Genomic DNA, 23,807 nt, shown 5'->3' with positions numbered 1-23,807 from the left:
AACAGACCTCATGAAATTCTTCGTAGACACCGCTGAAATCGACGACATCAAGGACCTGCTGACCACCGGCCTGCTGGATGGCGTCACCACCAACCCCAGCCTTGTGGCCAAATCGGGCCGCGATTTCAAAGAGGTGGTCGCCGAGATCTGCGGCATCACCGACACCCCGGTTTCGGCAGAGGTTGCCGCATTGGACGCCGAGGGTATGATCGCCGAAGGCTCGCATCTGGCGAAAATCGCCTCGAACGTGGTGGTCAAGCTACCGCTGACGGTCGAAGGCCTGAAAGCCTGCACCCATTTCAAGCGCGAGGGCATTCGCACCAACGTGACGCTGTGCTTCTCGGCCAGTCAGGCGCTGCTGGCTGCAAAGGCAGGCGCAACCTATGTGTCGCCCTTCATCGGACGGCTGGATGATATCAATCTGGATGGCATGGACCTGATCCGCGACATCCGCCAGATTTATGACAATTACGGTTTTGAAACGGAGATCCTAGCCGCCTCGATCCGCTCGGCAAACCACGTCTCGGACGCAGCATTGGCCGGAGCCGATGTGGCGACGATACCTCCGGGTGTGATCCGCAAGCTGGCCGGTCATCCGCTGACCGACAAGGGGCTGGAACAGTTCACCACCGACTGGGCAGCAACCGGCCAGTCGATCATGTAAGAAACCTGCAGCGTGCGGCCCCGTCCAAATGTCGAAGGTGGTGGAGCAAGTGCAGTAAACGCTGTCGCAATTATCGGGCCAACGCCTAGCATCGCGGTCAACCTCTGACATGTTTCATCTTTCTTGGCACGCTGTACGAATTGCGCCTCCAACTATCTGATACGGCGATTTAAGGCGCCATGCGTATCGAAAAAAATGCTCAGGAGAGGACGGGACATCTCCGGCAATTCAATGGTCCCGTCTTCGACGGCAAAAACAAGATTGCGGACATGTGTTGGGCCTTTCGCAACCACAAAACCGAACTCGGATAGGTGGCCGCGCAAGGCATTGATGATCTGTCTGCATTGCCGGACCAAAAGAACCCGCGCTTTGAAAGCCAGGGCCACTGCTTGATTATCTTCACTGCGGACCTGCACAAACCGCATCGTTGGTCGCAGCGCTGCCTCACAAATGGCTTGAGCGTCGATCGCATCACTCTTGCTGCGTTTCACAAACGGTTTGACATATTTGGGCGCGATCAAACGAACCGAATGTCCGAGTGCTTAAAATCCTCGCCCCAATAATGGCTCCCGGAACAAGCCTCCATCGCATGAGTGCACGCTGGCAGTTCAGCAACGAACGAACGCGGGTTGTTGCGCCTCAGTTGTTCGCAAAAAACTACTTCCTCTGGCACCGCACCCACGGAGTTGAAACACATTCTTCGCCAGATCTATGCCGACAAGCTCCAAGTTCGCCATTTTGCAAACCTCCTGATGGTTTCCATCTCCAAAACCTACCAGATGAGAGATCAGGGGATGTCCATTCCATCACAACCTTTAGAATGTGCCCCTGCTTCATACCCGAGCTGCGTAAGGTAAATTATGTGAAATCCGTACGCTGGCCGCATCGCTTATTATTATGTCCGAAAGGAAAGTTAGAGGCTCGTCTTTCGTAGCTGTCTCATGCGCGCCAGGACATCTACCCCGAGTTGTTGGTACATGTGCAGCAAATCCACCATAACCCAGTTTTCGCGGATGAGATTTCCCTCCAAGCGCCAAAAATCCAACCCGCGAATGTCCAAGGTTTGGCCAGTAGGAGGAATACCGCGGAAACCGTCGCCGACAAGGGTTTGCTTCATTGCGGGCCAGCCGGTTTCCCCAACATAGGCACCATCACCGAAGAAATGGCAAAGATCATGAAACTCCTGACCGCTCCAGCTTGGCATCCCATTGACCCAGGGCGACATGTGCCAGTTTGTGAAGCCATCAAAGCCGCGGGAAGTTCCAATACCAGCCGGTCCATACCATCCCATCCGGGGATGCCAGAACCGCTCAAGCTGCATTGTTTCGGGGCCGCCTTTTGCCGGGTAGTCCTTCATCTGTTCGAGCATACGTTCGACCACTTGAAGTGACCGGGCGGAATGTTTTGGATCGGGTTGGCCACGGCTGATCCCGTCGAGTAAGGCCGGGCCGGGAACGCACCATTCCCGGCCAAGGCTCGGCGACATGGGCCAAACTTTGGCTTGCATCATGAGCTCGGGAAGATCCCAAATCGCGTGCATCTCGACAATCTGAGCCCCGTAAAAACGATAAAACTCGTGATACCGCATATGCACGACGTGCCCAGTGGGTGGTATGTCCAAGAACGGTTTGGAAAAGACGCCGTGGATATTGCCCATGATCCCAACCCATGTCTGCCCAGACTGGCTTAGCCCTGCAATACGGATCAGATCGCGACACTCCATGTCTGGAAGCGCGATTGCCAACGGGCGATAGGTTTTGTCGAAGAACTCCTCAGCTGAGTGACAGGTTTCAAAGGGGGTACACATCCGGAATAGTGCCGTTGGACCGGTGAGCGTATCCAGTTCTCTTTGCGCCTGATCCGTAACAAAATTGTACAACGCGTTGCGGTACGAGGACATTCGGTCAGAAAGATCAAAAGGGGTCAGCGTCACGGCGTGATCACCTTAGAAATTCTTGAACTGGCGCTGTCAGAGCGCGGTGGCGCTCGATCAAATCAACGCCCAATTGTTTCAGAAACCAGAGGTGATCAATGAAAATCCAGTTCTCGGCCAGCTTGTCACCATCTCTTCGATAGAGATCAACGATACGCATATCCGCGGTCGTGTCCCCACTGGATGTCAGCCCCATATACCCACCCTTTGACCGCATTGTCATGCTTGGGTAGCCAAAGAAACCACCATAACTGCCCTCACCCAAGCGGACTATGTGCCCATTATGGCGAATAAATTCCAATCCATCTTCAAAGGGCGTTGTGTGGCCCTTCAGATAACCTTGATACGTGTAGGAGGCTCCAATGCCTGTTGGGCCCCACCAAAGCATGTCCTCGGTCCAGTCTGCGGCCAAATCAGCCATCGTGGTTTTTACGCCGCTGCCAATCAGCCGTCCAATCATCCGTTCAATCACATCGAGTGTCTTTTCTCCTTCGCTTGCCGGATGTTCGTCAAATAGCAAACCGTCATGTGGTTGCGGCCCTGGTGTCATGGTCACAACTCCGGTTGCTTCTGGAATGACGCGACTCCCAAGCTGAAGCAGAATGCTCATAACATCGATATGAAGCGCCGATTCCTGAATCTTGCCGTGCTCAACCCGATTAAAATCACAATAGCGCAGAAACGCCATCTTGTGGTGAGGTTGGATATCGATCCAAGGTTTATGAAAATGACCTAAGATATGACCCATCGAACACACCCAGGTCGTTTCTCCTCCGTCCAATCTGTTGTGACTGGCGAAGAAAATGTCTTCGCGACGTTGGGTGCGACCGAATGCATCTTTCAATGGCGCCCAAAATGAGCTTGCGACGCTTTCAGCACCATAGAGCTCGTTGAAAGGGAAGGACCCACGCCAACGATACGCCTCAGCGACGTGTTTCTTAAGGACATCCGCTGAAGCTTCCGACGTCGCGGCATCAAGCTCGGCATAGAATTTGCGGACAAGTAATTTTGCATCTTGAAGGTGAGACATCCCGAAATCCGTTCTATGATGAATAGGTATGCGTTACAATTTCAGATTTCGATGAAAGCTCAAGTGCTAATTTTTAGCTGTGTTGGCATGATATGTGAATATCGATGCCGGGTCCCTTGACAGAATCGGGGATATAGCGCGTATTGTAGCGCATACGTATGCGATCTGGAATCCATGAGGTCCCCGTGACACAGAAAAACAAACTACCTGAAGTTTCCTCCACCGCTTCCGTGACGCCGACGGTACGCAGCGAAGCGAAAAATGCAAAAGGAGGAACGCATATTCGGTTCAGCCCACTGAAAGATGAGCACATGCCAACGGATTTTTCTATTTCGTTGGAAGAATATCGTCGCGGTGGCACGAAGGAATTTCTCGGCAAAGAGCCCGACCACCTCGCCACGCATTCGATGCGAGGGTTTGAGGGTAAGTACAAAAACATTGTCGATTACATCGTCCGGATCACGCATCAGATCTGGGAGGAGAAAGATATCGGCTGTATCTATGACACTTACAGCCATGACTGCCGAGTTTGGGATGATGTGGGCCTCCAATATGGGCGCGATAAAATCGTGGCCGATACGGTTCACACCAACAACGCAATTCCAGATGTACGTCTTGTGGCCGATGAGGTGATCTGGGCTGGCAATGATGACGTCAGCTTTCACACCTCACACCGCACCATGATCATGGGGACAAATACCGGCTATTCTCGTTTTGGTCCCCCCACCAACCGCCCTCTGCGACTTTTCTGCATCGCCAACTGTGTTGCTCGAGACAACGAAATCTACGACGAGCACGTTGCGTACGACACCGCAGCCCTGATCCAACAAATGGGCTTTGATGTGGGTGAGATGGCCAAGAGGATTGCGTCACAGCGTCCGCAAGGTCCGTTCGCACCAAATTTTGCTGCCAGTGAACCAAAGCGCTTGGGTGGGCAGGCCTTCCCAGAGCGCCAACCAATCCCGGATGTAGTGGATGGAAATGTTCGCGAGTTCGTGCACGTGGCTTTCGAGAGCATTTGGAATCGTAGGAATTTTGGTGCGATGGATCAGGTCTATGCACCGGACGTCGTTTTTGAAGGCTCTACCAGCCGTGTCTACCGGGGTGTCGGCCAGCTGCGCTCCCATTTGATGTCGATGGTTGCAATGTTCCCGAATATTCGTGTGGCTGTCGACGATATCTATTGGATGGGCAATGCGAAAGACGGATATCTCGTCTCAGTTCGCTGGGGTGGTGTTGGTGCGCATCGCGGGAACGGTCCATACGGCGAACCCACTGGCAAAGAAGCCCATATCTGGGGCATCACTCAGTGGCATATTCATAACAACAAAGTCCAGAAAGAATGGACTGTTTTCAATGAGTTCGGGATTCTGATGCAGATCCTGAGCGACACCTAACCGCACATGCGGCAACAAGGAGGTTAATATGAAACTCAAACAAGTATTGCTGGCCTCAGCCATTGCACTGAGCCCGATCGCTGCTTCGGCGGAATGTACCATCGAAGGAACAGGCGAGGTGAATGTCTTGTCGAATTTCTTCGAGGCGCTGGAGGTATTGGCGGCAGAAATGGAAACATGTGAGCGGGATGGTCTTGTCGTCGAAACCAAGCTCACTACGGACCACAAAGAAGAAACAAACAAAGCGTTTGAGTCTTCGACGTCCCCTTGGGACGCTGCGGCTGTTGCGAACAGCTCCATTACTCTGCTGCAGGCGAAAGGCCAGCTTCGCCCGTTGAATGATCTGGTCGAGAAGTACCGGGACAAATATGACATCGAAGATGGGATGCTGATCCGTTTTGGTGACGACATCATGGCGATTGCCTTTATGGTCAACGCACAGCACCTGTTCTATCGCAAAGACATCTTTGAAGAGAACAACATTACTGTCCCGACGACTTGGGATGAGGTTCTGGAAGCATCGGAAAAACTTAAGGAGGCCGGGATCGAGCACCCCTATGGCGCGGCCTTTGGGAACAGCTGGGAATTGGCGAATGAGTACGTCAACTTGCTTCTTGCAAATGGTGGAACGTTGTTTGATCCGGAAACTTCTGACTCTACCTTTGAAACACCCGAAGCAATTGAAGCGCTGGAAAAGATGGGTGCGCTCTACAAGTACATGTCCCCGAATTCTATGTCGATGGACTTTGGGGACGTAAAACGTCAGCTACAGCAAGGCGATGTGGCAATGGCTATCCTCTGGGGCAATGAAGCCGCGGCGATGGACAATCCTGATGAAAGCACTGTGGTTGACAAGATCGGGTTTGCCCAATCCCCAACAATGATGGATGGAGGCGCTCCGGCATCAACATTCTGGTGGGACGGCTATGTCATGCCGAAAAATCTCGATGGTGATCCCGATCTGACGTTCCAGGTCCTGATGCATGCGATGAGTGCAAAAACCGTCAAAGCCAATAACGACATAACCCTTTGGATTCGTTCCGCATATGAGCCGGGCCGCTATACCGCTGCAATCACTGAAACAGTCCTTGCAGGAGCGCCGCCATATCCAATGAATCCGCAGGCTGCTCTGGCGCATTCGGCTTTGGGCGAGAACATCGCGGACTTTATCGTTGGTAAAGAGAGTGCCGAAGAATCTCTGGCTGATGCAACAAAGGCGTATCGCGCTGCGGCGCGTGAGCAGGGCCTGCTGAAATAGGCCAACTCCCTGGTGCCAGCCACGTCGACAAATATTGGCTGGCACCGAACTTCTGACGGGATAGTTTGATGAAACGCTCGACCTTCATTTCTTTCGTTGCACCCTCTTTGGTGTCCATGCTGCTGCTCATCGCGCTGCCGCTTGTCGCGATTGTCTATCTCGCATTGCACCAGTCCTTCACTCAAACCGAATTGAAAGAGGTTAAAACTGAGGTGCCTCTGTTCGGTGGGCAAACGCGGGAAATTACCCGAATTGTTCCACAATCCGTGCTGGATACTGAAGGTAATCCAGTGAAAGTCTGGCAATATGTAGGTGGAGAGAATCTGGAGAATGCAATCGATGCAAAAGGCCTGGAGGCCGCCATCGAAGAGGCGAAAGTTGAAAACCCCAGAGAGTTCATCAAATCGCTTTATCGAGAAATCAGTGATGTAGATTTCTGGTCCGCGCTGGAATTCACCCTTCTTTATACCTTTGTGACAACACCGATCATACTGATCCTTGGATTCGGTCTCGCCCTTGCAACCAATCGAGTAACGGTGCAACTGCGTGGCTCGGTTGTGTTTGTAACGCTTCTGCCGATGATCGTGACCCCGGTTGTTTCTTCCCTCGCGGTTTATTGGTTGTTCATTGATGGCGGTGTTATCGCAGCAACCTTAGAGGCCATGGGCTTCGGCAAATTCTACTTTCTTGCCGATCAGGTCACGATTCGGCTTGTGATCATCGCCTACGGAGTTTGGTTTGCTGCACCCTTCGCGTTCATCATTCTCTACGCGGGGTTGCAAACGGTACCGGAAGAGCCGCTTGAGGCAGCGATCATAGACGGCGCAACGCCATGGCAACGTGTTCGATACATCGTAATTCCTTACCTGTCTCCATTGTTCGCCGTGATCACCTTGATCCATGTGATGGACAGTTACCGGGTGTTTGAGCCCGTTCTGGTGTTCGGTTCGCGCGTCTTCGCAAATTCAGTACAGTATCTGACCTACTACACGCTTGTTTTTGAAGGAAACATCCACAAGGCCGCGGCTTACGCCGTGCTGACGGTGGCTGGCGTCATTGTGTTGCTGATACCGATCATGATCCGGACCTACAAAGATCAGAAAGCCGAAAAATGAGACCAGCGAAACTCAACCTAGCTTCTCGAGTATCGATCAACCTAGGGCTTTGGTTCTGGTTCTTTGCCGCGCTGCTGCCGTTTTTTTGGATGTTCATCATCTCACTGCGCAAACCCGTAGACGCGTTTTCGACACCGCCAAAACTACTGGCCCCAATGACCTTGGAGAATTTCAGATATATCTGGGTTGAGGACGGTTTCTGGCAGTATGCAATAAACACGACAATTGTAACCGCTTCGACCGTTGTCGTTTCGCTGACGATCGCCTGTTTGGCGGCTTATGCACTATCGCGGTACCGAGGCTCACTTGGGTTTTGGCTGCTGATGGCCGCCATGGTGTTTCGCGCAATGCCGCATGTCGTGCTGCTGACAGCCTATCGACCGGCCTTTTTCGAGCTGGGAATCTGGAGCCGTTACGAGACTCTCATCATTGTTCTTGTCGCAATAAACCAGCCATTCACAATCTGGATGTTGCGCGCCTTTTTCATGAATATTCCACAGGAATTGGACGAGGCTGCGTTGGTTGATGGTTGCAACCGTTGGCAGGCTTTCTTTCGTGTGATTGTGCCCGTCATGTGGCCTGGTATCGTGACTGCGGGCCTGTTCTCGTTCCTGTTGGCTTACAACGACTTCATTATCTCCAGCCAACTTATGAACGGTGATATGGCCACCATGACCGCATCTCTTGGCAGTTACATGGGCCAGAACCAAAGCCTCGCACGATTGATGCACGGGATCGCCGGGGCTGTCTCGATCACCATACCCATCATCATTTTGGTTTTCGTTTTCCAGAAACAGATCGTGTCTGGGATGACCGCAGGTGCAGTGAAGGGATGAAACATGACTGCCGAATCCAACCTCAAACTTATTCAGGATATGTATGTTGCGTTGAACGCGCAGGATCTTGAGGCGCATGACCGGTATTGGCATGAAGACATGATCTGGCACGGACCGCCGGGCTTTGGCGACATCCATGGACGCGAACGCTTCAAATACGAAGTCCTTGCCGACTTTTACAAGGCGTTTCCCGATTACTATGTCAGCCACGAGATCGAGTTCGCCAACGAGACATGGATTGCAGGTACCGGATACCTGACCGGCCACCAAAACGGTGAATATCTGGGGCTGCCACCCACCGGTCTGCCGGTAAAGATGCGCTTCTCAGATTTCTGGCTGGTAGTTGATGGCAAACTAAAGGAAAACTGGGTAATGGTTGATCACGTTGACACGTTCAAGCAATTGGGTGTCGATCTGATGGCAGCTGTCAAGAAAAGCTAATGCAAAACGGGTTGGCGTGAGTTCCTTTGAAAAAGTCTAAGGTCACTTCAATTGATGTTGCGCGCCATGCTGGTGTGTCTCAATCTGCGGTGAGCCGGGCTTTTTCTCGCACGCCGACCCAATCGGGTGTTTCCCCTGAAACAAAAAAACGTATTCTCAAGTCCGCAGACGAGCTGGGATACCGCCCCAATGCAATCGCCCGTTCGCTTATCACGCAAAGATCAAACATCGTCGCGCTGCTGTTTAGCTATTTAGACAACCAGTTCTACGCGCTCGCGCTTGAAAAACTCTGCATAAAGCTTCAAAAAACCGGGTTCCATGCGCTCGTTTTTATGATGCCCAGCACGGATGAGGGCGTAGAAGAGACCGTATCCCAATTGTTGGAGTATCAGGTCGACGGAATCATCACGGCATCAGTCGAGCTTTCTTCAACCCTGGTTAAATTCTGCTCTCAGCGCGAAATTCCGGTTGTCATGTTTAATCGCTTTCAGGAACATGAAGGAATTGCGAGTGTTACAACCGACAACGTTTCGGGTGGTCGTATAGCGGCGCGGTATCTGCTCGAAACGGATCACCGAAAAATTGCACTCCTCTCAGGATGGGAACGCTCATCTACAAGCCGCGATCGGAAGTTTGGCTTTGAGGCCGAATTGAGAGAAAACGGTCATCGTCTCTACGCACATGAAGTTGGTCACTTTGACCTTAAGCGGACGGGTGAAGCAATCAGAAAGATGTTTGGCGATCCAAATGAAGCACATCCAGACGCGCTTTTTGCGTTGAATGACTATATGGCGATCGAAGCGATCAGCATTTTGCGGAGCGAGCTAAAATTCAGTATTCCAGATGACCTTTCAGTCATTGGCTTTGATGACATTCCCTTGGCTGCAATGCCTGAGTTTTCTCTTACCACGCTAAGACAACCCATCAATAATATGGTTACAAACGCGGTGCGGCAGATCAACGAACTTGTCAGGGAAAATATCGTCGAGGTTGAGAACATCTCGTTAGCGCCGAAGCTTATTGAAAGAAGGACAGTTAAGCAGCGCCGTTGAATCCTGTGCAAGGATCCGTTGGGTATTGCCAAGTTGTCTGGCATTGCGAAGACGACTAAAGGCAATGAATGAACATTCAGTCCAGAGTGCCGCGCCTGAAGGGCTTTTGCTAACCTTCTGATGGCTTCCATCTCCAAAATCTATCAGATGAGAGATCAGGGGGTATCTATTCCATCACAACCTGCAACTTTAACTCTCACTCGGGCACTATAGGTTTACTTGCGACTAGCAGATCACAAGGCGTGCGCAACTCGGCATTATTCACATATAGCGCTTCGACCTCGATGAAAATGTCGGATTGTTCCATATTGTTGATTGCATCATACCCGCCCAATTTTTCAATGATGGCCGCTTGCTTTTCCAACGCACGGGCATTGATCTTTTCAGGATCAAGCATTGAGCGAAGAGCTTTTTCACATTCTGCTAAAGCATCTGCGAAATCGGGATCTTCTGCAAGGTCGACATCCTCATTTGGGTCGGTCTCATGATTGAAAAGCTGAGGTCGGTAGCCTGGATAATAAATGTATTTCCAAGGGCCATTGAGCAACATGAATATGCCGGTAGAGATCCCACCATCATGATACTCACTTAGCACAAACCGCTCTGGGGTTTCCCCCTTTATGATCTTAAAAAGACTTACGCCATCAAGATCTTTTTCGCGCTCGTCGAGCGTTTCGCCGGCGGCTTCGATCAGTGTTGGGTATAGGTCAATCAGCGATACAGGCGTATCACATGTGAGCCTCTGAGGGATATCCGGGCCAGACATTAACATCGGGATGGCCACCGAATCTTCATACATTTGTAGCTTTGTCCACAGGCGGTGGCTGCCTAGCATTTCGCCATGATCACTGGTGTAGATGATCCGCGTGTCATCTTTTAGTCCGGCGAGTTCCAAGGTTGTGAGTAGATTGCCAACCAAATAGTCGGTGAACGAGCAAAGTCCGAAATATGCCCGCCGTGCCTTACGGGCCAGATCCGCGTCAAAGTGGTCATCGTAGTTGTAGTATTTGCGTAGCTCTTGCATCAGTGGATGGTGTTCAACGTCGGGTCCGCGATGGGCTGTTCCGACTTCGTCTTCATCGTATAAATCCCAGAATTCCTGAGGGCAGATCAGCGGATAATGTGGGCTGGTCAAAGAAACGAACAAGGTCCAGGGCTTGTCATGTTCGCGCTGCCCTGCCTGACGGAGCCAGGCACAGGCAGTTTCGCTGACAACACGGTCATACTTTGTGTAGTCGGTTTCACCCACACCCACGTGATTGGCAAATTCAACGACTTCGACATTGGGTTCAGGAAAAGCAACAGGGTTGCGCAGCAAGCCGCGCACCCACCCAAGTTCATTCAAGTTGTGAATCGGCAAAAACTCACGCGTGAACCCATTCCCAGGACCTGCCCGCAGATAGCCAAGCTTGCCAACTGAAACAACCTCGTGGCCTTTATCAATCAAATGGTGACCCCAGCTAGGTCGCTTCATGTCGTATGCTTCAACAGAACTGAAATATTCATTCTGATGGAGCCATTCACCCGTTGCCAGACAGGCGCGGGCAGAAACGCAGGTGGGTGATGGTGTGTAAGCTTTTGTGAAAGTGACGCCTTCGGCCGCGATCTTGTCAATGAACGGAGTTTTGACAACCGGATCACCGTAGCATCCGGAATATCGCCGTGTGTGTTCGTCAGCGATGATGAATAAGGTGTTTTTTGCCTTCATGAGGTCCTCAGATGTATTGAATTTCCGCATAGTAGCGAAATTGATCTACGTCAGGTGGCGGGCAGCGAAATGGTTTCTTGCCGGAGAGATCCGCCATGCTTGGCGGCGGCCCTTGCGATGTCTTCCATCTTGGCGATCCAAACATCACCTTGATCGACAATTTCTTCCAAACGCTGTTCGAACAACCGCCAGCGGGCGATACGGCCAGTTAAGAAGGGGTGTAGAACTGGCATCCAGAAGCCGCCAGTAGCGTAGGCTGCATCAAACTCTTCGAAGAAGTTGGCCAGTCCTGAGCTTGGGCTTCTTACGGGCATCTTATAATCAAGTTCAGCAAGCTGCGCGAAAGGTGGCCAATCATCAGTGCCCCAGTGTGGCGGGATCTCGATGATATTACCTTCACTGGTTTTGACCAGATAGGGCAGATCATCCGCCATCATCGAACTGTCATACAAAAAGTCGTGCTTGATCAGCAGGCGCACAATCCCTGGAGTGATACTGTAAACCGGAGCTCGGTAGCCGCGTGGCTTTTGACCGGTCATTTTGACGTGCACATCAAGGGTCTTCTCGAAAAGCTCCATCTCCTGCGCATCTGAATGTTCCAATGGGTCTTCATGTGCCCAGGAATGATGTCCAATTTCATGGCCGCCTGCCAGGATGTCGTCGACGGTATCGGGGTAGTTCTCCATCACCCAACCCGGCATGAAAAAGGTCTGCTTCAGCCCAAGCCGCTTATAGGTTTCCAGTATACGAGGCACGGCAACAGTGGGCCCATACTGCCCCATGGAAACCGAGGAAAGTCGACGGTCAGCGTCGTCCGGACAGGCCAGTCGCACCAATGAATCTGCATCAATATCAAACGTGATTGATGCGGCGCACTGCTTTTGGTCGCTCCATTTTATCGGGTGCTGATACACGATGGGCCTCAATTTCAGTTCTGTGGGTGAATGTTGACGGCCGCGCTCTCTGGAGGATTGACGGCGAACATTGCGGAAAGATCATTTCGAATGCGTCGTGCCACATCGTCTGGCGTCAAATCTTCAGAGCAAACAAACTGAATGAAGCGCGCGTTTTGCAAGTGAAAGATCGCTTTTCCGAGATGCTCAACGTTGACGCTTGCCGAGACGCGATCATCTCGTTGCAGCAATCTGATTTTTTCGATCAAAAATCCGGCGAGCATTTGGTCTTGATCAAAATAGGCGCTCGCAATGTCTCCAGCATTGTCGGTTGTAACTGCGGCTATCACTTGCCTCCAAACAACCTTTCTCAAGTTACTGACGGCGTGTTCGGCTATGGTGCGCGAAAACATAACACTGAGATCAAATAGATTATTCTGGGTGCAGCACTTTTCCAGTTTTTCCAGCAATAGGCTGTCATTCTCGATAACCAGATTTATCAGAATTCCCGCTTTCGTCCTGTAGTAGTTATGAACCGTGACTCCGGAGACCCCCGCATGATTTGCGATATCCTCGATTTTGGTGCCTTCGATTCCGTACTTCTCAAACAGGGCGCGTGCGGCCTCCAAGATCTTGCGACTACGATCTTCTTTCTGGCGCGCTCTTAAGCCTGTCATTATCCACTCCGTCAAAGCCTACGGGCAGTATAGAGCGGTATCATAAATTAGTTCAACTAAATTTTATATTGAATAAATATTTTTATTGAACTAATGATTAGTGAAAGTTTGGGGTAGTCGATGGGAATCACATTCGAGTTTTCTGAAAAAGCGGTTGTGGTCACTGGGGCTTCCAGTGGGATCGGGAAAGCAGTTGCGACCGCATTCGTGCGCGCTGGTGCCAAAGTAACAATTCTGTCCGACACGTCCGATATCGGCGACGTAGCGCAGCAACTTGGCCCGAACGTTGGCGCGATCCAATGTGACATCTCGGATCGAAATCAGGTGATAGAAGCGCTCAAGCATTTGGAACAGATCGATATCCTAATAAACAATGCGGGGATTGAATTGCCCACGCCTTTACAAGGTGAAGGCACGAAGGGGCAGAGCGATTTTAATCGTGTGTTGGCGACGAACGTGTCGGGCACTCAAAATGTCACTCAGGCCTTAATCAACCGCATTCCGGATGGCGGACGAATACTGGTAACAGCTTCGATCTGGTCTCGTACTGCGGTACCGGGTTTTTCTGCATATGTTGCATCTAAACATGCGTTGCTTGGTCTTGTACGGACTTGGGCACAAGAGCTGGGAGCGCGCCAAATCCGTGTCAACGCAGTCTGTCCGGGCTGGGTAAAAACGGGTCCGGCCATGAAATCACTGGGCGAGTTGGCTAGCACGAGCGGCAAAGAAGTCGATGAACTGGCTCAAGAGCTGTCTGATGCGCAAGCGTTGCCGGGCTTGATGGAGCCTGAAGATATTGCTCAGACTTACCTCTTCCTTGCCAGTGATGGTGCCGCCAACATTACAGGTCAGGCAATCAACATTGACCGCGGAGAAGTTATGTCATGACGAGTAATGGCAAAACTGTCTTGGTGACTGGTGGCTCAAGGGGCATTGGACGGGCTACCTGTCTCGCCTTTGCGCAAGCTGGTTACAGGGTCGCATTTTGCCATCTCAATGATTTAGATGCAGAGAAAACGCTGGCTGACATCAATTCCCTCTCAACGGGCCTCGGGATAAACGCTGATGTCTCAGCCGAGGCGTCAGCACAATCTGTGTTTGAGCAAGTTGGGGCAGTGTTTGGCAACGTCGACGTACTAGTGAACAACGCTGGTATTTTGTCCGAAGCGCCTCTGGCAGAAACAACGATTGAAGATTTCGACCAAGTTATCGCTATAAACTTGCGCGGGTGCTTTCTTTTCGGTCGTGAATTCGTGCGGCATAGCCGAACCGGTCGGATAATTAACGTTGCAAGCGATTTGGCGCTACTCGGCCGTGAAGGGATGTCGGCCTATGCCGCCTCGAAAGGGGCGATTTTGAGCATGACTCGTAGCTGGGCGCGTGAACTTGCGCCGGACATTCTGGTCAACGCCGTGGCCCCAGGTCCTATCAACACATCCATGACCGACCCCGAAAACATGAGCGCCGAAGCGCAGGCTGCCGACCTGAACACGCCTCTGGCGCGCTTTGGTGAGGCTACAGAAATTGCGGAAATGATCTTGTACCTAGCCGGACCCCACAGTGGATTTACCACTGGCCAATGCTTTGGAGTGAACGGCGGAAGCGTGATGTAGGTGAGAGAGATGGATAAGACAGACACTTATTTTCACCCTGTTTCTGGATTTGAGCTGCCTCGATTTGCAGGCGTACCTACCTTTATGCGCCTGCCGTTCGTCGATCCCGACCATCCTAGGTTACGGGACGTTCAGGTGGGGTTGATCGGTGTGCCGTGGGACAGTGGGACAACAAACCGACCTGGTCCAAGACACGGACCAAGGCAATTGCGCGATATGTCGACAATGATCCGCGCACAAAACGGAGCCACAGGCGTCAGACCTTTCGAAATGGTCAACTGTGCAGATCTTGGGGATGTCGCCCCAAATCCCACCGATCTGATTGTAAGCATGACGCGGATCACTGATTTTTATAATTCAGTTCTGGACCATGGTATTTTCCCGCTCACCGCAGGTGGGGACCATCTGTCGTCGTTGCCTATCTTACGCGCGGTTGCGCGTGGAGGCCCGGTCGGCATGATCCATTTTGATAGTCATACCGACTTGTTCAACAGTTACTTCGGCGGCACGCAATACACCCATGGCACTCCGTTTCGTCGAGCCGTGGAAGAAGGGCTGCTGGACCCGAAACGGGTTTGTATGATCGGTATTCGCGGCTCAACCTACGACAATGAAGATCGAGATTTTGCGGATGCCGTTGGGATACGTGTTATTCCGATAGAGGAATTTCATGCAAGGTCGGTGCCCGACGTCATGGAAGAAGCGCGCGACATCTCTGGGCTCAAAGAGACCTACATCTCTTACGATATTGATTTCGTTGATCCAACATTCGCCCCCGGCACCGGCACGCCTGAAATTGGCGGGCCTAACAGTTTCCAAGCACTTGAAGTTGTGCGGCATCTAGACGGCGTCAATATCGTCGGTGCTGATCTTGTTGAAGTGTCACCCCCCTTTGATGCGTCTGGGAACACGGCATTCCTTGGTGCGTCCATTCTCTTTGAACTCTTGTGTGTCGTTGCCAAGAAACTCTCGCACAGCCAAATGACCAGACAGGACAAACGCAAATGAACACAGCTGACTTGAACTCGAATTTCCCAGTGGACTTTGTAAGATCCCAGTTTCCTGCAATCGGCAATCCCGAAACTGTTTATTTTGACAATCCCGCCGGCACGCAGCTGCCCGATCAGGTTTTTAGGGCAATGCAAAAAGCCGGTGCTGATGCGACAGCCAATCTAGGCGGAGCCTTTGCTCGGTCAATCGCCGCCGGAGAAGAATTGGCGCGTGCAGAACAGCGCGCAGCAGCGTTTCTGGGAGCGAATGACCCGGAGGAAATCGTCTTTGGTCCCTCCATGACGGAGCTGACATTTCAGATGTCACGCGCCATTGCCAGAACATTGTCACCAGGTGACGAGATTGTCCTTACCAATCAAGAACACGAAGGGAATTTTTCTCCTTGGCTTATTGCGGCGAAAGATTTTGGTCTGGTCATTCGGCGGGTCGAAGTGGATCCAGAGAGCTGGCGTGTTGAACAAAGCGCGCTGGAGGAACAGCTGAGCAACAAAACCAAGGTGGTCGCGCTGAACTACGCCAGCAATCTGACAGGATCGATCAACGACGTACACGCGCTGACCAAAAGCGCCAAGTCTGTAGGTGCGCTGGTTTACATCGACGCGGTACAATTCGCCCCCCATGACATTGTCGATGTAAAATCTATTGGTTGCGATTTTCTGGTGTGTTCTGCTTATAAATTCTACGGTCCACATCTGGGAGTTCTTTGGGGACGAAAAGACGTCCTGAACGACCTTCCAGCCGATTGCGTTGCCTGCACGGTTCAGCATCCAAACGCGAAATTCGAACGCGGCACGCCTCAGTACGAACTTCATTCTTCATTGAACGGATGCCTCGACTACTTCGAAGATTTGGGGCAAAAGCTGCGGCCCGAAACAACAGGGATTGCAGCGATACACGCGGCTCTTGAATTGGCAAAGCACCATGAGGAGGCCTTGTGCCAACGGTTGGTAAATGGCCTGCAAGATATCTCCGGTGTTTCCATTTTTGGTATTTCTAACCCGTCAAAAATGAATTTTCGGGTGCCGACTGTCTCGCTTATTTCATCAACCGTGCCCCATAAGGTGCTTGCTGCACAATTGGCTTCGGCAGGAGTAAATGTCTGGCATGGGCACAATTATGCCATCCGAATTCTCGAACAATTTGGCCATGATCAAAACAACGGCGTCTGTCGTTTTGGGATTGGGCATTACAACTCTGCTAACGATGTTGATCGTGCCATTACCGCCGTCGCAGCCGCCCACGACAAATCGCAGGCAGTCGCATGAGATACTGTACGCCCCGCCTCTGGAAAGGAGCTGCACATGACTGCCGATGTTGAACGCTTAAATGTTGTGGATTTGCACAAACACTATGGATCATTGGAAGTCTTAAAGGGTGTGTCGCTTCAAGCCAATGAAGGCGATGTTATCTCGATGATCGGTGCCAGCGGTTCGGGCAAGAGTACATTTTTGCGCTGCATAAATCTGCTCGAGCTTCCGTCGGCCGGGACGATTAAGGTAAGTACAGAAGAGATCCAGTTCAAAGACAAATTGGTGCACGGAAACATGGTTCCCAAAAACATGCGTCAAGTTGAACGGGTCAGGCAGCGCCTAGCCATGGTGTTTCAAAATTTTTGCCTGTGGGAGCACATGACTGTACTCCAAAACGTGATGGAGGCTCCAGTCCATGTACTTGGATTGCCAAAGGCCGAAGCCAAGGACAAAGCAGAAGCGCTACTTAACCGAGTAGGTATGTGGGAGAAACGTGACGTCTACCCGTCCTTTATGTCTGGTGGCCAACAACAACGTGTAGCTATTGCAAGATCGTTGGCCGTTGATCCTGAAGTGATGTTGTTTGACGAACCAACCTCCGCGCTCGATCCAGAGTTAGTGAACGAAGTTCTCAAAGTTATCAGAGGCCTGGCCGAAGAAGGCCGAACTATGATCCTAGTCACCCACGAAATGCGCTTCGCTCGCGAGGTATCCAGTCGCGTTATGTTCCTACATCAAGGGCTGATCGACGAGGAAGGAACACCCCATCAGGTGTTCAACGATCCACAAAGCGAACGCTGCAGCGCGTTCGTCAATTCCATCAATTAAGAAAACCCAGGGAGGAATGGGAATATGAAGATCAGAAACATCATCAAAACCGTCGCCGTCGCAGGCGGCCTGTTGGCGGCGACCCAAGCAGTAGCTGAAGTACGTTGGGGCGTGGCGTCGGAGCCATACCCGCCCTTTGCATCAAAGGGAGCTGACGGCGAATGGATTGGTTGGGAAATCGAAATCGGTAACGCACTTTGCGCTGCGATGAACGAGGAGTGCTCCTGGGTCGAGGTTTCCTGGGATGGGATAATTCCAGCTTTGCAAAGCAAGAAGTTTGATGCGATTGTTGCCTCTATGTCGATCACCGAAGATCGCATGAAAGTCATCAGTTTCTCAAATAAATACTATCAGACACCAGCCGTAGTCGTGGCACCAAAGTCCTCTGATATTAAGGCGTCCCCTGAGGGTGTTGCAGGAAAAGTTGTTGGTGTCCAGATCTCAACGACACACGCTTCTTATGCCGATAAGCACTTCAGTGGTTCGGTAGATTCGATAAAGCCATATCAGTCCGCCGACGAACGGAACCAGGATCTGGTGTCTGGACGCATAGACGCGATGATCGGTGACTCGCTAGCCATTTCGAAATTTCTTGCTGGCGAGAGCGGACAGTGTTGCGAAATCAAGGGCGAAGTGACCGATCTAGCAGTCTATGGACCAGGAATTGGTGTCGGATTGCGCAAGGAAGACACGGAACTGCGTGACAAGATCAACACGGCGATCGAGAAGATCCGCGCAGACGGCACATATGAAGCCATCAGCGAAAACTACTTCGATTTCGATATTTTCGGCGAATAAATCTCTGCATCGTCGCTGCCTCGTGAACTTCAAGGCAGCGACGGATAACGAAAGGAAGACAGGTGCAAGAATTCATTCAGGATATCGCGCGCGAACTTGCCCTTGTGCCCCCCGGTTGGGGCGGCAACCTTTTGCGTGGTTTGCTAACAACCCTTCAGATTGCATTCGGTGCCTACGCTTTGGCGCTTGTAATCGGGATCGGTGGAATGCTTGGCAAAGTTTACGGTGGTCCGGTGACACGGCTGGTCTTGGAGGTTTACACCACTGCAATCCGAGCGGTGCCAGAGCTGATTGTTCTTCTATTGCTTTATTATGCCGGAACCGATTTTCTCAACTTCATCCTTGCCAAATTTGGGCATGACCCGGTGGACATCAATGCACTCTTGGCCGGTATTCTTGTCATTGGCATTGTCCAGGGCGCGTTCTGCACCGAAGTCTTTCGCGGTGCAATCCGGTCCATTCCCGTGGGGCAGGTCGAAGCCGCTCAGTCGTTTGGGATGCCATTCTGGCAAAGGTTTCGCCGCATCATATTACCCATTATGACCCCGCGCGCCCTTCCGGGTCTATCGAACCTCTGGCTAATTACAACCAAGGACACCGCGCTTTTGGCGGTGATCGGGTTTTCAGAATTGGCACTGACTACAAAGCAGGCCGCAGGTGCGACGAAATCATACTTCTTGTTCTATATGGTGGCTGCCGTTTTGTATCTGTGCGTGACACTTATATCGAATGTCGTCCTAAAGCGTATTGAGCGGCACTATCGCCGCGGTCAAAAACAGCTCGCATAGGGAAGAAAACATGGACTGGTCCTGGATTCCGCAATATGCGCCTAAGCTGTTAGAGGGGCTTTGGCTAACTCTGCAACTTACCTTCCTGTCGATCTTCTTTGGAATGATGCTGGCCATTCCAATTGGGCTAGTGCAGGTTACCGGGCCAAAGTGGGCTGCACGCCTAGCTCTGGCATTCTGTACACTGATACGCGGCACGCCACTACTGATACAGCTTTGGCTCTTGTATTTTGGACTTGGTTCGTTGTTTCCGTCCATTCCAGTTATTCGCGAGACCTGGCTCTGGCCAATTCTACGTGAGGCGTTTCCTTTTGCGCTCCTCGCATTCACAATTTCAGTGGCCGGTTATTCTGGGGAAGTCATGCGCGGAGCGTTTCAAAACGTCTCGAAAGGGGAACTGGAGGCGGCCCAGTCGTTTGGTATGCGACCTATCAAAGTACTATCGAGGATTTGGGTGCCACGTGCCATTCAGTCGGTTCTGCCGACACTTGTGGGCGAATTCATCATGACACTGAAGGCAACACCACTTGCTGCAACAATCACTGTCTTCGAGGTCTACGGTGTCAGCAATTCGATCCGGCAGAATACTTTTCTGGTTTATGAACCGCTCTTGTTGGTTGCGGGAATTTATCTGGTGCTAGTTCTCATACTGGTTGCAGTGTTTCGATACATTGAGAACAAAATGCCACAACGTGCTTTGCACTAGACCTGACAAAGGTGGACACGAAAGGCCTTGCGAAGCAATCTACGACGGCGGTAACCGATGTAACAATACTAAGTCGTTGAAACCACGGGGAGGCGAGTCTCAAAGAGACGACCTCATTATGTTCGTACCCCGGCAGCTTTTCGGCTACAGAAATACTGCGTGTAAGCCAAATTATGTTCAGACGCGTTAGCTGAGCTACAAAGCAATTACAGAGTTTCTTAAAGCGAAACTATTCTCATGGTTTAGAGAGCCGAGGGTCAATCTGTGTATTTTCATATTCATTTTGAGTTCACTCCGGAAACCCGAGACGCTGCGCTGAAACGGTTTATGGATTCTGGCGACGGAATACCTGACGGCGCAAAGCCCATTTCCAGACCTTGGTTCTCGACAACTCTATTGGAAGAGTGGGGTATCGTTGAGTCAGACGATGCGTCGGTACTTGCGACGCTGCTAAGCAGCAGGACTGATTTGGCTGTTGACCACATCGCACCGGTAATAAGTGGTGGGGATGTCCTCAAACTTCTACCATTGAAGCCCAATCCCAACGAATGACTTCGCAGCTGAGAGCTTTGCTCTGAAGTCGCGCGGAGTGTTGCTTGGTGAAAGTGTGCCATGCCGCGTATTGTGGGAAACAGCCCCAATACAGAGAAAAGTGGACCAGATGGAAATCTTAGGAAAAACTGCGGTTGTTATGGGCGCAGGCAGCGGCATCGGTCGCGGTCTTGCGCGGGTTCTATCCAAAGCGGGAATGAACCTTGTTTTGGTTGGACACCACAGGCCTCCGCTGGAAGAAACGGCGTCCTCTCTGATGGGCGATTCCATCATTGTAAAAGCGGATGTTTCAAACCTTGAAGATGTTCAGCATGTGGCAGAGGAAACGATACATGCTTTCGGCGCAGCCCACTTACTATGCAACAACGCCGGGGTGGGCCCGTTTGCTGCGACGCAGGAGACGACCATAGAGGAATGGGAGTGGGTCTTGTCCGTCAATCTGTGGGGCGTTATTCACGGCTTACATGTCTTTCTACCACTGTTTGAGGCCCAGAACGAAGGTCATATCCACGCGACTGCATCAGAGTCAGGCCTTTATGGGGTGCCCTTTCTAGCCGCATACAATACATCAAAGTTTGCAGTTGTTGGATTGATGCAATCGCTTGAACGAGACTTACGGGCTACGGGTTCGAGTGTTACTTCCTCAGTTCTTTGCCCTGGCGCGACAAACACTCATCTTGTCGACGGGGAACGTCCCGTCGCGGCTCAAAGAGACGTGCCAGTATCAGAGAAAACCGATGCATTTCAAGAAGAGGTTGCACGGGTTGTGGAGGACGGTATGGACCCTGAAACTGTAGCCGAGTGCGTTCTCGAAGGGATTAGAAAGAAGCAATTCTGGCACTTTTCTCACGACCAGGTTCCACAAACGGCATTGAAACAAGCCGAGGTTATGTCAGCCAGTTGTAAGCTCAGCCAGCTATAAACCGAATTGTTTAACCGTCCCAATGGTGTTGTTGCAAAACTCTCACTTTGAAGGATTCACAACGAGAACCCACATGGTTAATCGGGTCGAATGAGTAAGCCATCATCCGCCCGCTACCGCGCCACGAACTGGTCTGACTACTACGCTGCGCTCAAGAGGCGCGGGTCCCTTCTTGTCTGGCTGGACAAGGACATGACCTGGCTCGCGGCGCATGAGGGTCGGCCTGGTCGCCCGCCAGTCTTTTCGAATGCGGCGATCCAATTCTGCCTGTCGATCAAGGTGCTGTTCAAGCTGCCTCGGAGACAGGCAGCGGAGATGGTTGCCAGCCTCTTGCGCATGGCTGGGCTGGACCGGCCGGTACGGTCGGGTGTTATGGAGGCGCTGGACAGGATATCACGCTCAGAGCCGGATCGAGGCGAAGATGCGCTGCCTCAAGGCGTTCGGCGAGCGCATCGCAGCAAGAGACCCCGGCCGACTAACCGCCGAAATGCACATCCGCGTCGCTCTCATGAACCGGTTCAATGCTCTCGGCACCGCCGAAATCGTTCGTGTGGCATGACATCAGCGGGGGAAAAGGGGCGCTCACGCCTTACGCCCGAGTTACGAAACAACGCCGGTCAAATACATCGATGTCTGTCTAAGGTGTTCGCACTTTCGAACAATGATGGAGCGATTGCTCCTCATTCTGGCATTCTCCATGCGCTTCTTCGCATCATAATCCTAGACTTCGAACTCTGATGCCACCAGATCATCAACCCGGCTTGCCTCAGCCACTGTCGTCTTGCCCTGAATGATCTCAACAACCCGTGCTGATTTGCACTTGGCCGATACACACAGGCCAGTTTCACAAAAGAGTTTGCCGGAACTCAACAGTTGGTCACAGACAGGGTCACGCCGGGACGCCCGGTTCGGGAAGCCGGAGTGTAACTCTCTATGACCTAAGGCTCAGCTATCATCAGATCTATTTTCTGGGTCTCTGCGCTCTTTCGTTCTTCTTCAGTAGCTGTGGTTCCATAGTCCGGTCAGAGAAGGCCCAATTGATCCACTCTTCATTTTGTGCAGCCAGACGTTTGCCCTCGGCGGCCGCGGCAGCGTTTGCTTTACGAAGCTTCTCAAGCCGCGACACCAGTGAGCCCATGTAACCTGCGAAGTTCTTAGCATCCTGGGCTAGCGCGAAGAATTCGGCATTCTGGGAAGTTCCGGAAAGGTTGGGGATTTTGGCACACGTCATAAATGCCTTGTTGAGAGCGGTACCATATTTTTGCAACGATCTGGCGGTAGCCAGTTTTCCATCGAGAAGCTTCTGCCTCTTTTGCAGGTCGTGCAAAAGTGTTCTGAGCGTTCGCGCATACGAAGACAATTCCGCTTCGTAGGCCTTTTTCGCCGCCTTGGCCTGCTTGCTGTCATGACCCGACTTGTAGGCTGCGGCAAGTAACTTTGCATATTTTTTGCTTGAGTCTGTTGCGGGCAAAATTGCTTTGACTTTCAACGCAGTGTCCGCCGCCTTAACAGCCGCCTTGGCATTTTTCAGTGCGGTCTCCATCCGACCGTTCTTGAAGTACTTCAAATTATTCCAAGAAAGGGATTTCTTTTTGCTGATCTTCTGTCCGTAATCATGGACATCCTTGATCTCTTTGGCTTTGTCATAAACGTCTTTTACTTTGAAGAAACGGTCTAGTGCTTTCAGCCAGTCCATCTTGAACCTCCGGTTATCAGTAATGGGAAATGCGCTCACAGCGCTTGCCGACTAAGTCGGGTTGGAGCTTTCGGTCGTGGTCTCCGTTGTTCCTCCGTCCTGGAGAGACTTGCGCATGAGAAAGACTGAGAATGAAACCCCACCCTCTGACAGTTGGAGCGTCTCAATCGTCTCGTAGCCGCAGGACAAATAGAGCAGTTGGCCGATAGGGGTCGCGACCAGTTCCAGTTTGTCACGGCCCGACAATCGAGCCGAGGTCTCGCACACCGTAACGATCGCGCGGGCTAAGCCTTGGCGTGCGAAAGCTGGATCGGAATACATCGCTCGGATGCATGCTGGACCGGTGGCTTCGATCGGTGGGGGCCTTTCGTCGCTACCCGGCTGGTGGATCAGCTGGTAGCGCCCGCTCCAGCCGCCCGACGCCCTTATGCGTCCGTCGATCTCGGCAACAAAATACGTGCCGTCAGCGACTAACCAAGGATCAATCGGCGTAAGAACCCCCGCCTGCGCGCGCTGCGCGCTGGTGAGGAACGGGCCAAGCAGATCACGGGTCGCGATCTGTGCCAAGCACTCCAAAGTGGGAAGATCTCCTGTCACGGCCGGTCTGATAGTGAGTGGCACAGTCGCGGAATCCGACGA

Annotated in this window: 25 protein-coding genes and 1 pseudogene; 18 read left to right on the top strand and 8 right to left on the bottom strand. The window is 51.9% G+C overall.

What is annotated here, in order from left to right; all coding sequences use genetic code 11:
* Window positions 1-10: 10 nt before the first annotated feature.
* Window positions 11-664 carry a fructose-6-phosphate aldolase gene (gene fsa / locus AB1E33_RS20855; RefSeq protein ID WP_372579177.1) on the top strand — a complete coding sequence of 218 codons (654 nt, stop codon included), beginning with the start codon at window positions 11-13 and terminating at the stop codon, window positions 662-664.
* A 152-nt stretch (window positions 665-816) separates the two neighbouring features.
* Here fsa and AB1E33_RS20850 read toward each other — a convergent pair whose 3' ends face one another.
* The 3 genes from AB1E33_RS20850 to AB1E33_RS20840 all read right to left on the bottom strand — a co-directional run bounded on the left by AB1E33_RS20850 (window position 817) and on the right by AB1E33_RS20840 (window position 3,627).
* Window positions 817-1,185 (bottom strand): IS110 family transposase, encoded by a 369-nt coding sequence (locus AB1E33_RS20850; protein ID WP_372579176.1) that lies wholly within the window; start codon window positions 1,183-1,185, stop codon window positions 817-819.
* A gap of 392 nt (window positions 1,186-1,577) precedes the next feature.
* Window positions 1,578-2,597, bottom strand: a complete 1,020-nt coding sequence (locus tag AB1E33_RS20845; RefSeq protein WP_372579175.1) for an ester cyclase — start codon at window positions 2,595-2,597, stop codon at window positions 1,578-1,580.
* Between the two features lie 7 nt (window positions 2,598-2,604).
* Window positions 2,605-3,627 (bottom strand): ester cyclase, encoded by a 1,023-nt coding sequence (locus AB1E33_RS20840; protein WP_372579174.1) that lies wholly within the window; start codon window positions 3,625-3,627, stop codon window positions 2,605-2,607.
* Window positions 3,628-3,812: 185 nt separating this feature from the next.
* Between AB1E33_RS20840 and AB1E33_RS20835 the strand changes: the two genes are divergently transcribed.
* The 6 genes from AB1E33_RS20835 (at window position 3,813) to AB1E33_RS20810 (ending at window position 9,726) form a co-directional block, all read left to right on the top strand.
* Window positions 3,813-5,024, top strand: a complete 1,212-nt coding sequence (locus tag AB1E33_RS20835; RefSeq protein WP_372579173.1) for a nuclear transport factor 2 family protein — start codon at window positions 3,813-3,815, stop codon at window positions 5,022-5,024.
* A gap of 28 nt (window positions 5,025-5,052) precedes the next feature.
* The gene (locus AB1E33_RS20830) at window positions 5,053-6,282 is read left to right on the top strand and encodes an ABC transporter substrate-binding protein (RefSeq protein WP_372579172.1); all 1,230 of its coding nucleotides are present in this window, start codon (window positions 5,053-5,055) and stop codon (window positions 6,280-6,282) included.
* A gap of 68 nt (window positions 6,283-6,350) precedes the next feature.
* On the top strand, window positions 6,351-7,397 hold the full coding sequence (locus tag AB1E33_RS20825) for a carbohydrate ABC transporter permease (RefSeq protein WP_372579171.1): 1,047 nt from the start codon (window positions 6,351-6,353) through the stop codon (window positions 7,395-7,397).
* Window positions 7,394-8,233, top strand: a complete 840-nt coding sequence (locus AB1E33_RS20820) for a carbohydrate ABC transporter permease (protein ID WP_170429226.1) — start codon at window positions 7,394-7,396, stop codon at window positions 8,231-8,233. The genes AB1E33_RS20825 and AB1E33_RS20820 overlap by 4 nt, the downstream gene beginning before the upstream one ends.
* A 3-nt stretch (window positions 8,234-8,236) precedes the next feature.
* The gene (locus AB1E33_RS20815; RefSeq protein ID WP_372579170.1) at window positions 8,237-8,674 is read left to right on the top strand and encodes an ester cyclase; all 438 of its coding nucleotides are present in this window, start codon (window positions 8,237-8,239) and stop codon (window positions 8,672-8,674) included.
* 26 nt (window positions 8,675-8,700) lie between these two features.
* Entirely contained in the window at window positions 8,701-9,726 is a 1,026-nt protein-coding gene (locus tag AB1E33_RS20810; RefSeq protein ID WP_372579169.1) for a LacI family DNA-binding transcriptional regulator, read from the top strand.
* Window positions 9,727-9,922: 196 nt separating this feature from the next.
* On the opposite strand, the gene AB1E33_RS20805 is transcribed toward AB1E33_RS20810, so the two are convergent.
* The 3 genes from AB1E33_RS20805 to AB1E33_RS20795 are packed head-to-tail and all read right to left on the bottom strand — an operon-like array spanning window position 9,923 to window position 13,004.
* Window positions 9,923-11,434, bottom strand: coding sequence for a sulfatase family protein (locus AB1E33_RS20805; protein ID WP_299985935.1), 1,512 nt, complete (start codon window positions 11,432-11,434; stop codon window positions 9,923-9,925).
* A gap of 50 nt (window positions 11,435-11,484) precedes the next feature.
* A complete protein-coding gene (locus tag AB1E33_RS20800) occupies window positions 11,485-12,348 on the bottom strand; it encodes a polysaccharide deacetylase family protein (protein ID WP_299985933.1) in 864 nt (287 codons plus the stop codon).
* A 14-nt stretch (window positions 12,349-12,362) separates the two neighbouring features.
* A complete protein-coding gene (locus tag AB1E33_RS20795; protein ID WP_372579168.1) occupies window positions 12,363-13,004 on the bottom strand; it encodes a TetR/AcrR family transcriptional regulator in 642 nt (213 codons plus the stop codon).
* Window positions 13,005-13,124: 120 nt separating this feature from the next.
* Here AB1E33_RS20795 and AB1E33_RS20790 point away from each other — a divergent pair, with 120 nt between their 5' ends.
* The 11 genes and pseudogenes from AB1E33_RS20790 (at window position 13,125) to AB1E33_RS20740 (ending at window position 22,031) form a co-directional block, all read left to right on the top strand.
* Entirely contained in the window at window positions 13,125-13,892 is a 768-nt protein-coding gene (locus tag AB1E33_RS20790; RefSeq protein ID WP_372579167.1) for an SDR family NAD(P)-dependent oxidoreductase, read from the top strand.
* Window positions 13,889-14,617, top strand: coding sequence for an SDR family NAD(P)-dependent oxidoreductase (locus AB1E33_RS20785; RefSeq protein WP_372579166.1), 729 nt, complete (start codon window positions 13,889-13,891; stop codon window positions 14,615-14,617). Before AB1E33_RS20790 ends, AB1E33_RS20785 begins: the two co-directional genes overlap by 4 nt.
* A 9-nt stretch (window positions 14,618-14,626) precedes the next feature.
* Window positions 14,627-15,625, top strand: a complete 999-nt coding sequence (speB, locus tag AB1E33_RS20780) for an agmatinase (RefSeq protein ID WP_372579165.1) — start codon at window positions 14,627-14,629, stop codon at window positions 15,623-15,625.
* Window positions 15,622-16,893: a cysteine desulfurase-like protein gene (locus tag AB1E33_RS20775; RefSeq protein WP_372579164.1), complete on the top strand. Its 1,272-nt coding sequence runs from the start codon at window positions 15,622-15,624 to the stop codon at window positions 16,891-16,893. The genes speB and AB1E33_RS20775 overlap by 4 nt, the downstream gene beginning before the upstream one ends.
* A 36-nt stretch (window positions 16,894-16,929) precedes the next feature.
* Window positions 16,930-17,706 carry an ABC transporter ATP-binding protein gene (locus tag AB1E33_RS20770; protein ID WP_372579163.1) on the top strand — a complete coding sequence of 259 codons (777 nt, stop codon included), beginning with the start codon at window positions 16,930-16,932 and terminating at the stop codon, window positions 17,704-17,706.
* A gap of 24 nt (window positions 17,707-17,730) precedes the next feature.
* On the top strand, window positions 17,731-18,504 hold the full coding sequence (locus AB1E33_RS20765; RefSeq protein WP_299985918.1) for a transporter substrate-binding domain-containing protein: 774 nt from the start codon (window positions 17,731-17,733) through the stop codon (window positions 18,502-18,504).
* Between the two features lie 62 nt (window positions 18,505-18,566).
* Complete coding sequence (locus AB1E33_RS20760) at window positions 18,567-19,292, top strand: ABC transporter permease (RefSeq protein ID WP_372579162.1); 726 nt, start codon at window positions 18,567-18,569, stop codon at window positions 19,290-19,292.
* 10 nt (window positions 19,293-19,302) lie between these two features.
* On the top strand, window positions 19,303-19,998 hold the full coding sequence (locus AB1E33_RS20755; protein ID WP_372579161.1) for an ABC transporter permease: 696 nt from the start codon (window positions 19,303-19,305) through the stop codon (window positions 19,996-19,998).
* A 264-nt stretch (window positions 19,999-20,262) separates the two neighbouring features.
* Entirely contained in the window at window positions 20,263-20,550 is a 288-nt protein-coding gene (locus AB1E33_RS20750) for a DUF3303 domain-containing protein (RefSeq protein WP_372579160.1), read from the top strand.
* 109 nt (window positions 20,551-20,659) lie between these two features.
* Complete coding sequence (locus AB1E33_RS20745) at window positions 20,660-21,472, top strand: SDR family NAD(P)-dependent oxidoreductase (RefSeq protein ID WP_372579159.1); 813 nt, start codon at window positions 20,660-20,662, stop codon at window positions 21,470-21,472.
* A 90-nt stretch (window positions 21,473-21,562) separates the two neighbouring features.
* Window positions 21,563-22,031: pseudogene (locus tag AB1E33_RS20740) on the top strand (transposase).
* A 402-nt stretch (window positions 22,032-22,433) separates the two neighbouring features.
* Here AB1E33_RS20740 and AB1E33_RS20735 read toward each other — a convergent pair.
* Window positions 22,434-23,168 carry a hypothetical protein gene (locus tag AB1E33_RS20735; protein WP_372579158.1) on the bottom strand — a complete coding sequence of 245 codons (735 nt, stop codon included), beginning with the start codon at window positions 23,166-23,168 and terminating at the stop codon, window positions 22,434-22,436.
* Between the two features lie 51 nt (window positions 23,169-23,219).
* Entirely contained in the window at window positions 23,220-23,765 is a 546-nt protein-coding gene (locus tag AB1E33_RS20730) for a GNAT family N-acetyltransferase (protein WP_372579157.1), read from the bottom strand.
* Window positions 23,766-23,807: the final 42 nt, after the last annotated feature.

This window comes from Ruegeria hyattellae (assembly GCF_041537925.1).
Taxonomy (GTDB): domain Bacteria; phylum Pseudomonadota; class Alphaproteobacteria; order Rhodobacterales; family Rhodobacteraceae; genus Ruegeria_C.
The sequence above is the reverse complement of the archived record's forward strand: the minus strand, read 5'-3'. Positions and strand labels throughout refer to the sequence as shown.

Coding starts and splice junctions, on each gene's coding strand:
- AB1E33_RS20745 (WP_372579159.1), top strand. CDS start 20,660: ATGGAAATCTTAGGAAAAACTGCGGTTGTTATGGGCGCAGGCAGCGGC.
- AB1E33_RS20830 (WP_372579172.1), top strand. CDS start 5,053: ATGAAACTCAAACAAGTATTGCTGGCCTCAGCCATTGCACTGAGCCCG.
- AB1E33_RS20755 (WP_372579161.1), top strand. CDS start 19,303: ATGGACTGGTCCTGGATTCCGCAATATGCGCCTAAGCTGTTAGAGGGG.
- AB1E33_RS20815 (WP_372579170.1), top strand. CDS start 8,237: ATGACTGCCGAATCCAACCTCAAACTTATTCAGGATATGTATGTTGCG.
- speB (WP_372579165.1), top strand. CDS start 14,627: ATGGATAAGACAGACACTTATTTTCACCCTGTTTCTGGATTTGAGCTG.
- fsa (WP_372579177.1), top strand. CDS start 11: ATGAAATTCTTCGTAGACACCGCTGAAATCGACGACATCAAGGACCTG.
- AB1E33_RS20765 (WP_299985918.1), top strand. CDS start 17,731: ATGAAGATCAGAAACATCATCAAAACCGTCGCCGTCGCAGGCGGCCTG.
- AB1E33_RS20840 (WP_372579174.1), bottom strand. CDS start 3,627: ATGTCTCACCTTCAAGATGCAAAATTACTTGTCCGCAAATTCTATGCC.
- AB1E33_RS20790 (WP_372579167.1), top strand. CDS start 13,125: ATGGGAATCACATTCGAGTTTTCTGAAAAAGCGGTTGTGGTCACTGGG.
- AB1E33_RS20770 (WP_372579163.1), top strand. CDS start 16,930: ATGACTGCCGATGTTGAACGCTTAAATGTTGTGGATTTGCACAAACAC.
- AB1E33_RS20805 (WP_299985935.1), bottom strand. CDS start 11,434: ATGAAGGCAAAAAACACCTTATTCATCATCGCTGACGAACACACACGG.
- AB1E33_RS20820 (WP_170429226.1), top strand. CDS start 7,394: ATGAGACCAGCGAAACTCAACCTAGCTTCTCGAGTATCGATCAACCTA.
- AB1E33_RS20795 (WP_372579168.1), bottom strand. CDS start 13,004: ATGACAGGCTTAAGAGCGCGCCAGAAAGAAGATCGTAGTCGCAAGATC.
- AB1E33_RS20785 (WP_372579166.1), top strand. CDS start 13,889: ATGACGAGTAATGGCAAAACTGTCTTGGTGACTGGTGGCTCAAGGGGC.
- AB1E33_RS20775 (WP_372579164.1), top strand. CDS start 15,622: ATGAACACAGCTGACTTGAACTCGAATTTCCCAGTGGACTTTGTAAGA.
- AB1E33_RS20735 (WP_372579158.1), bottom strand. CDS start 23,168: ATGGACTGGCTGAAAGCACTAGACCGTTTCTTCAAAGTAAAAGACGTT.
- AB1E33_RS20825 (WP_372579171.1), top strand. CDS start 6,351: ATGAAACGCTCGACCTTCATTTCTTTCGTTGCACCCTCTTTGGTGTCC.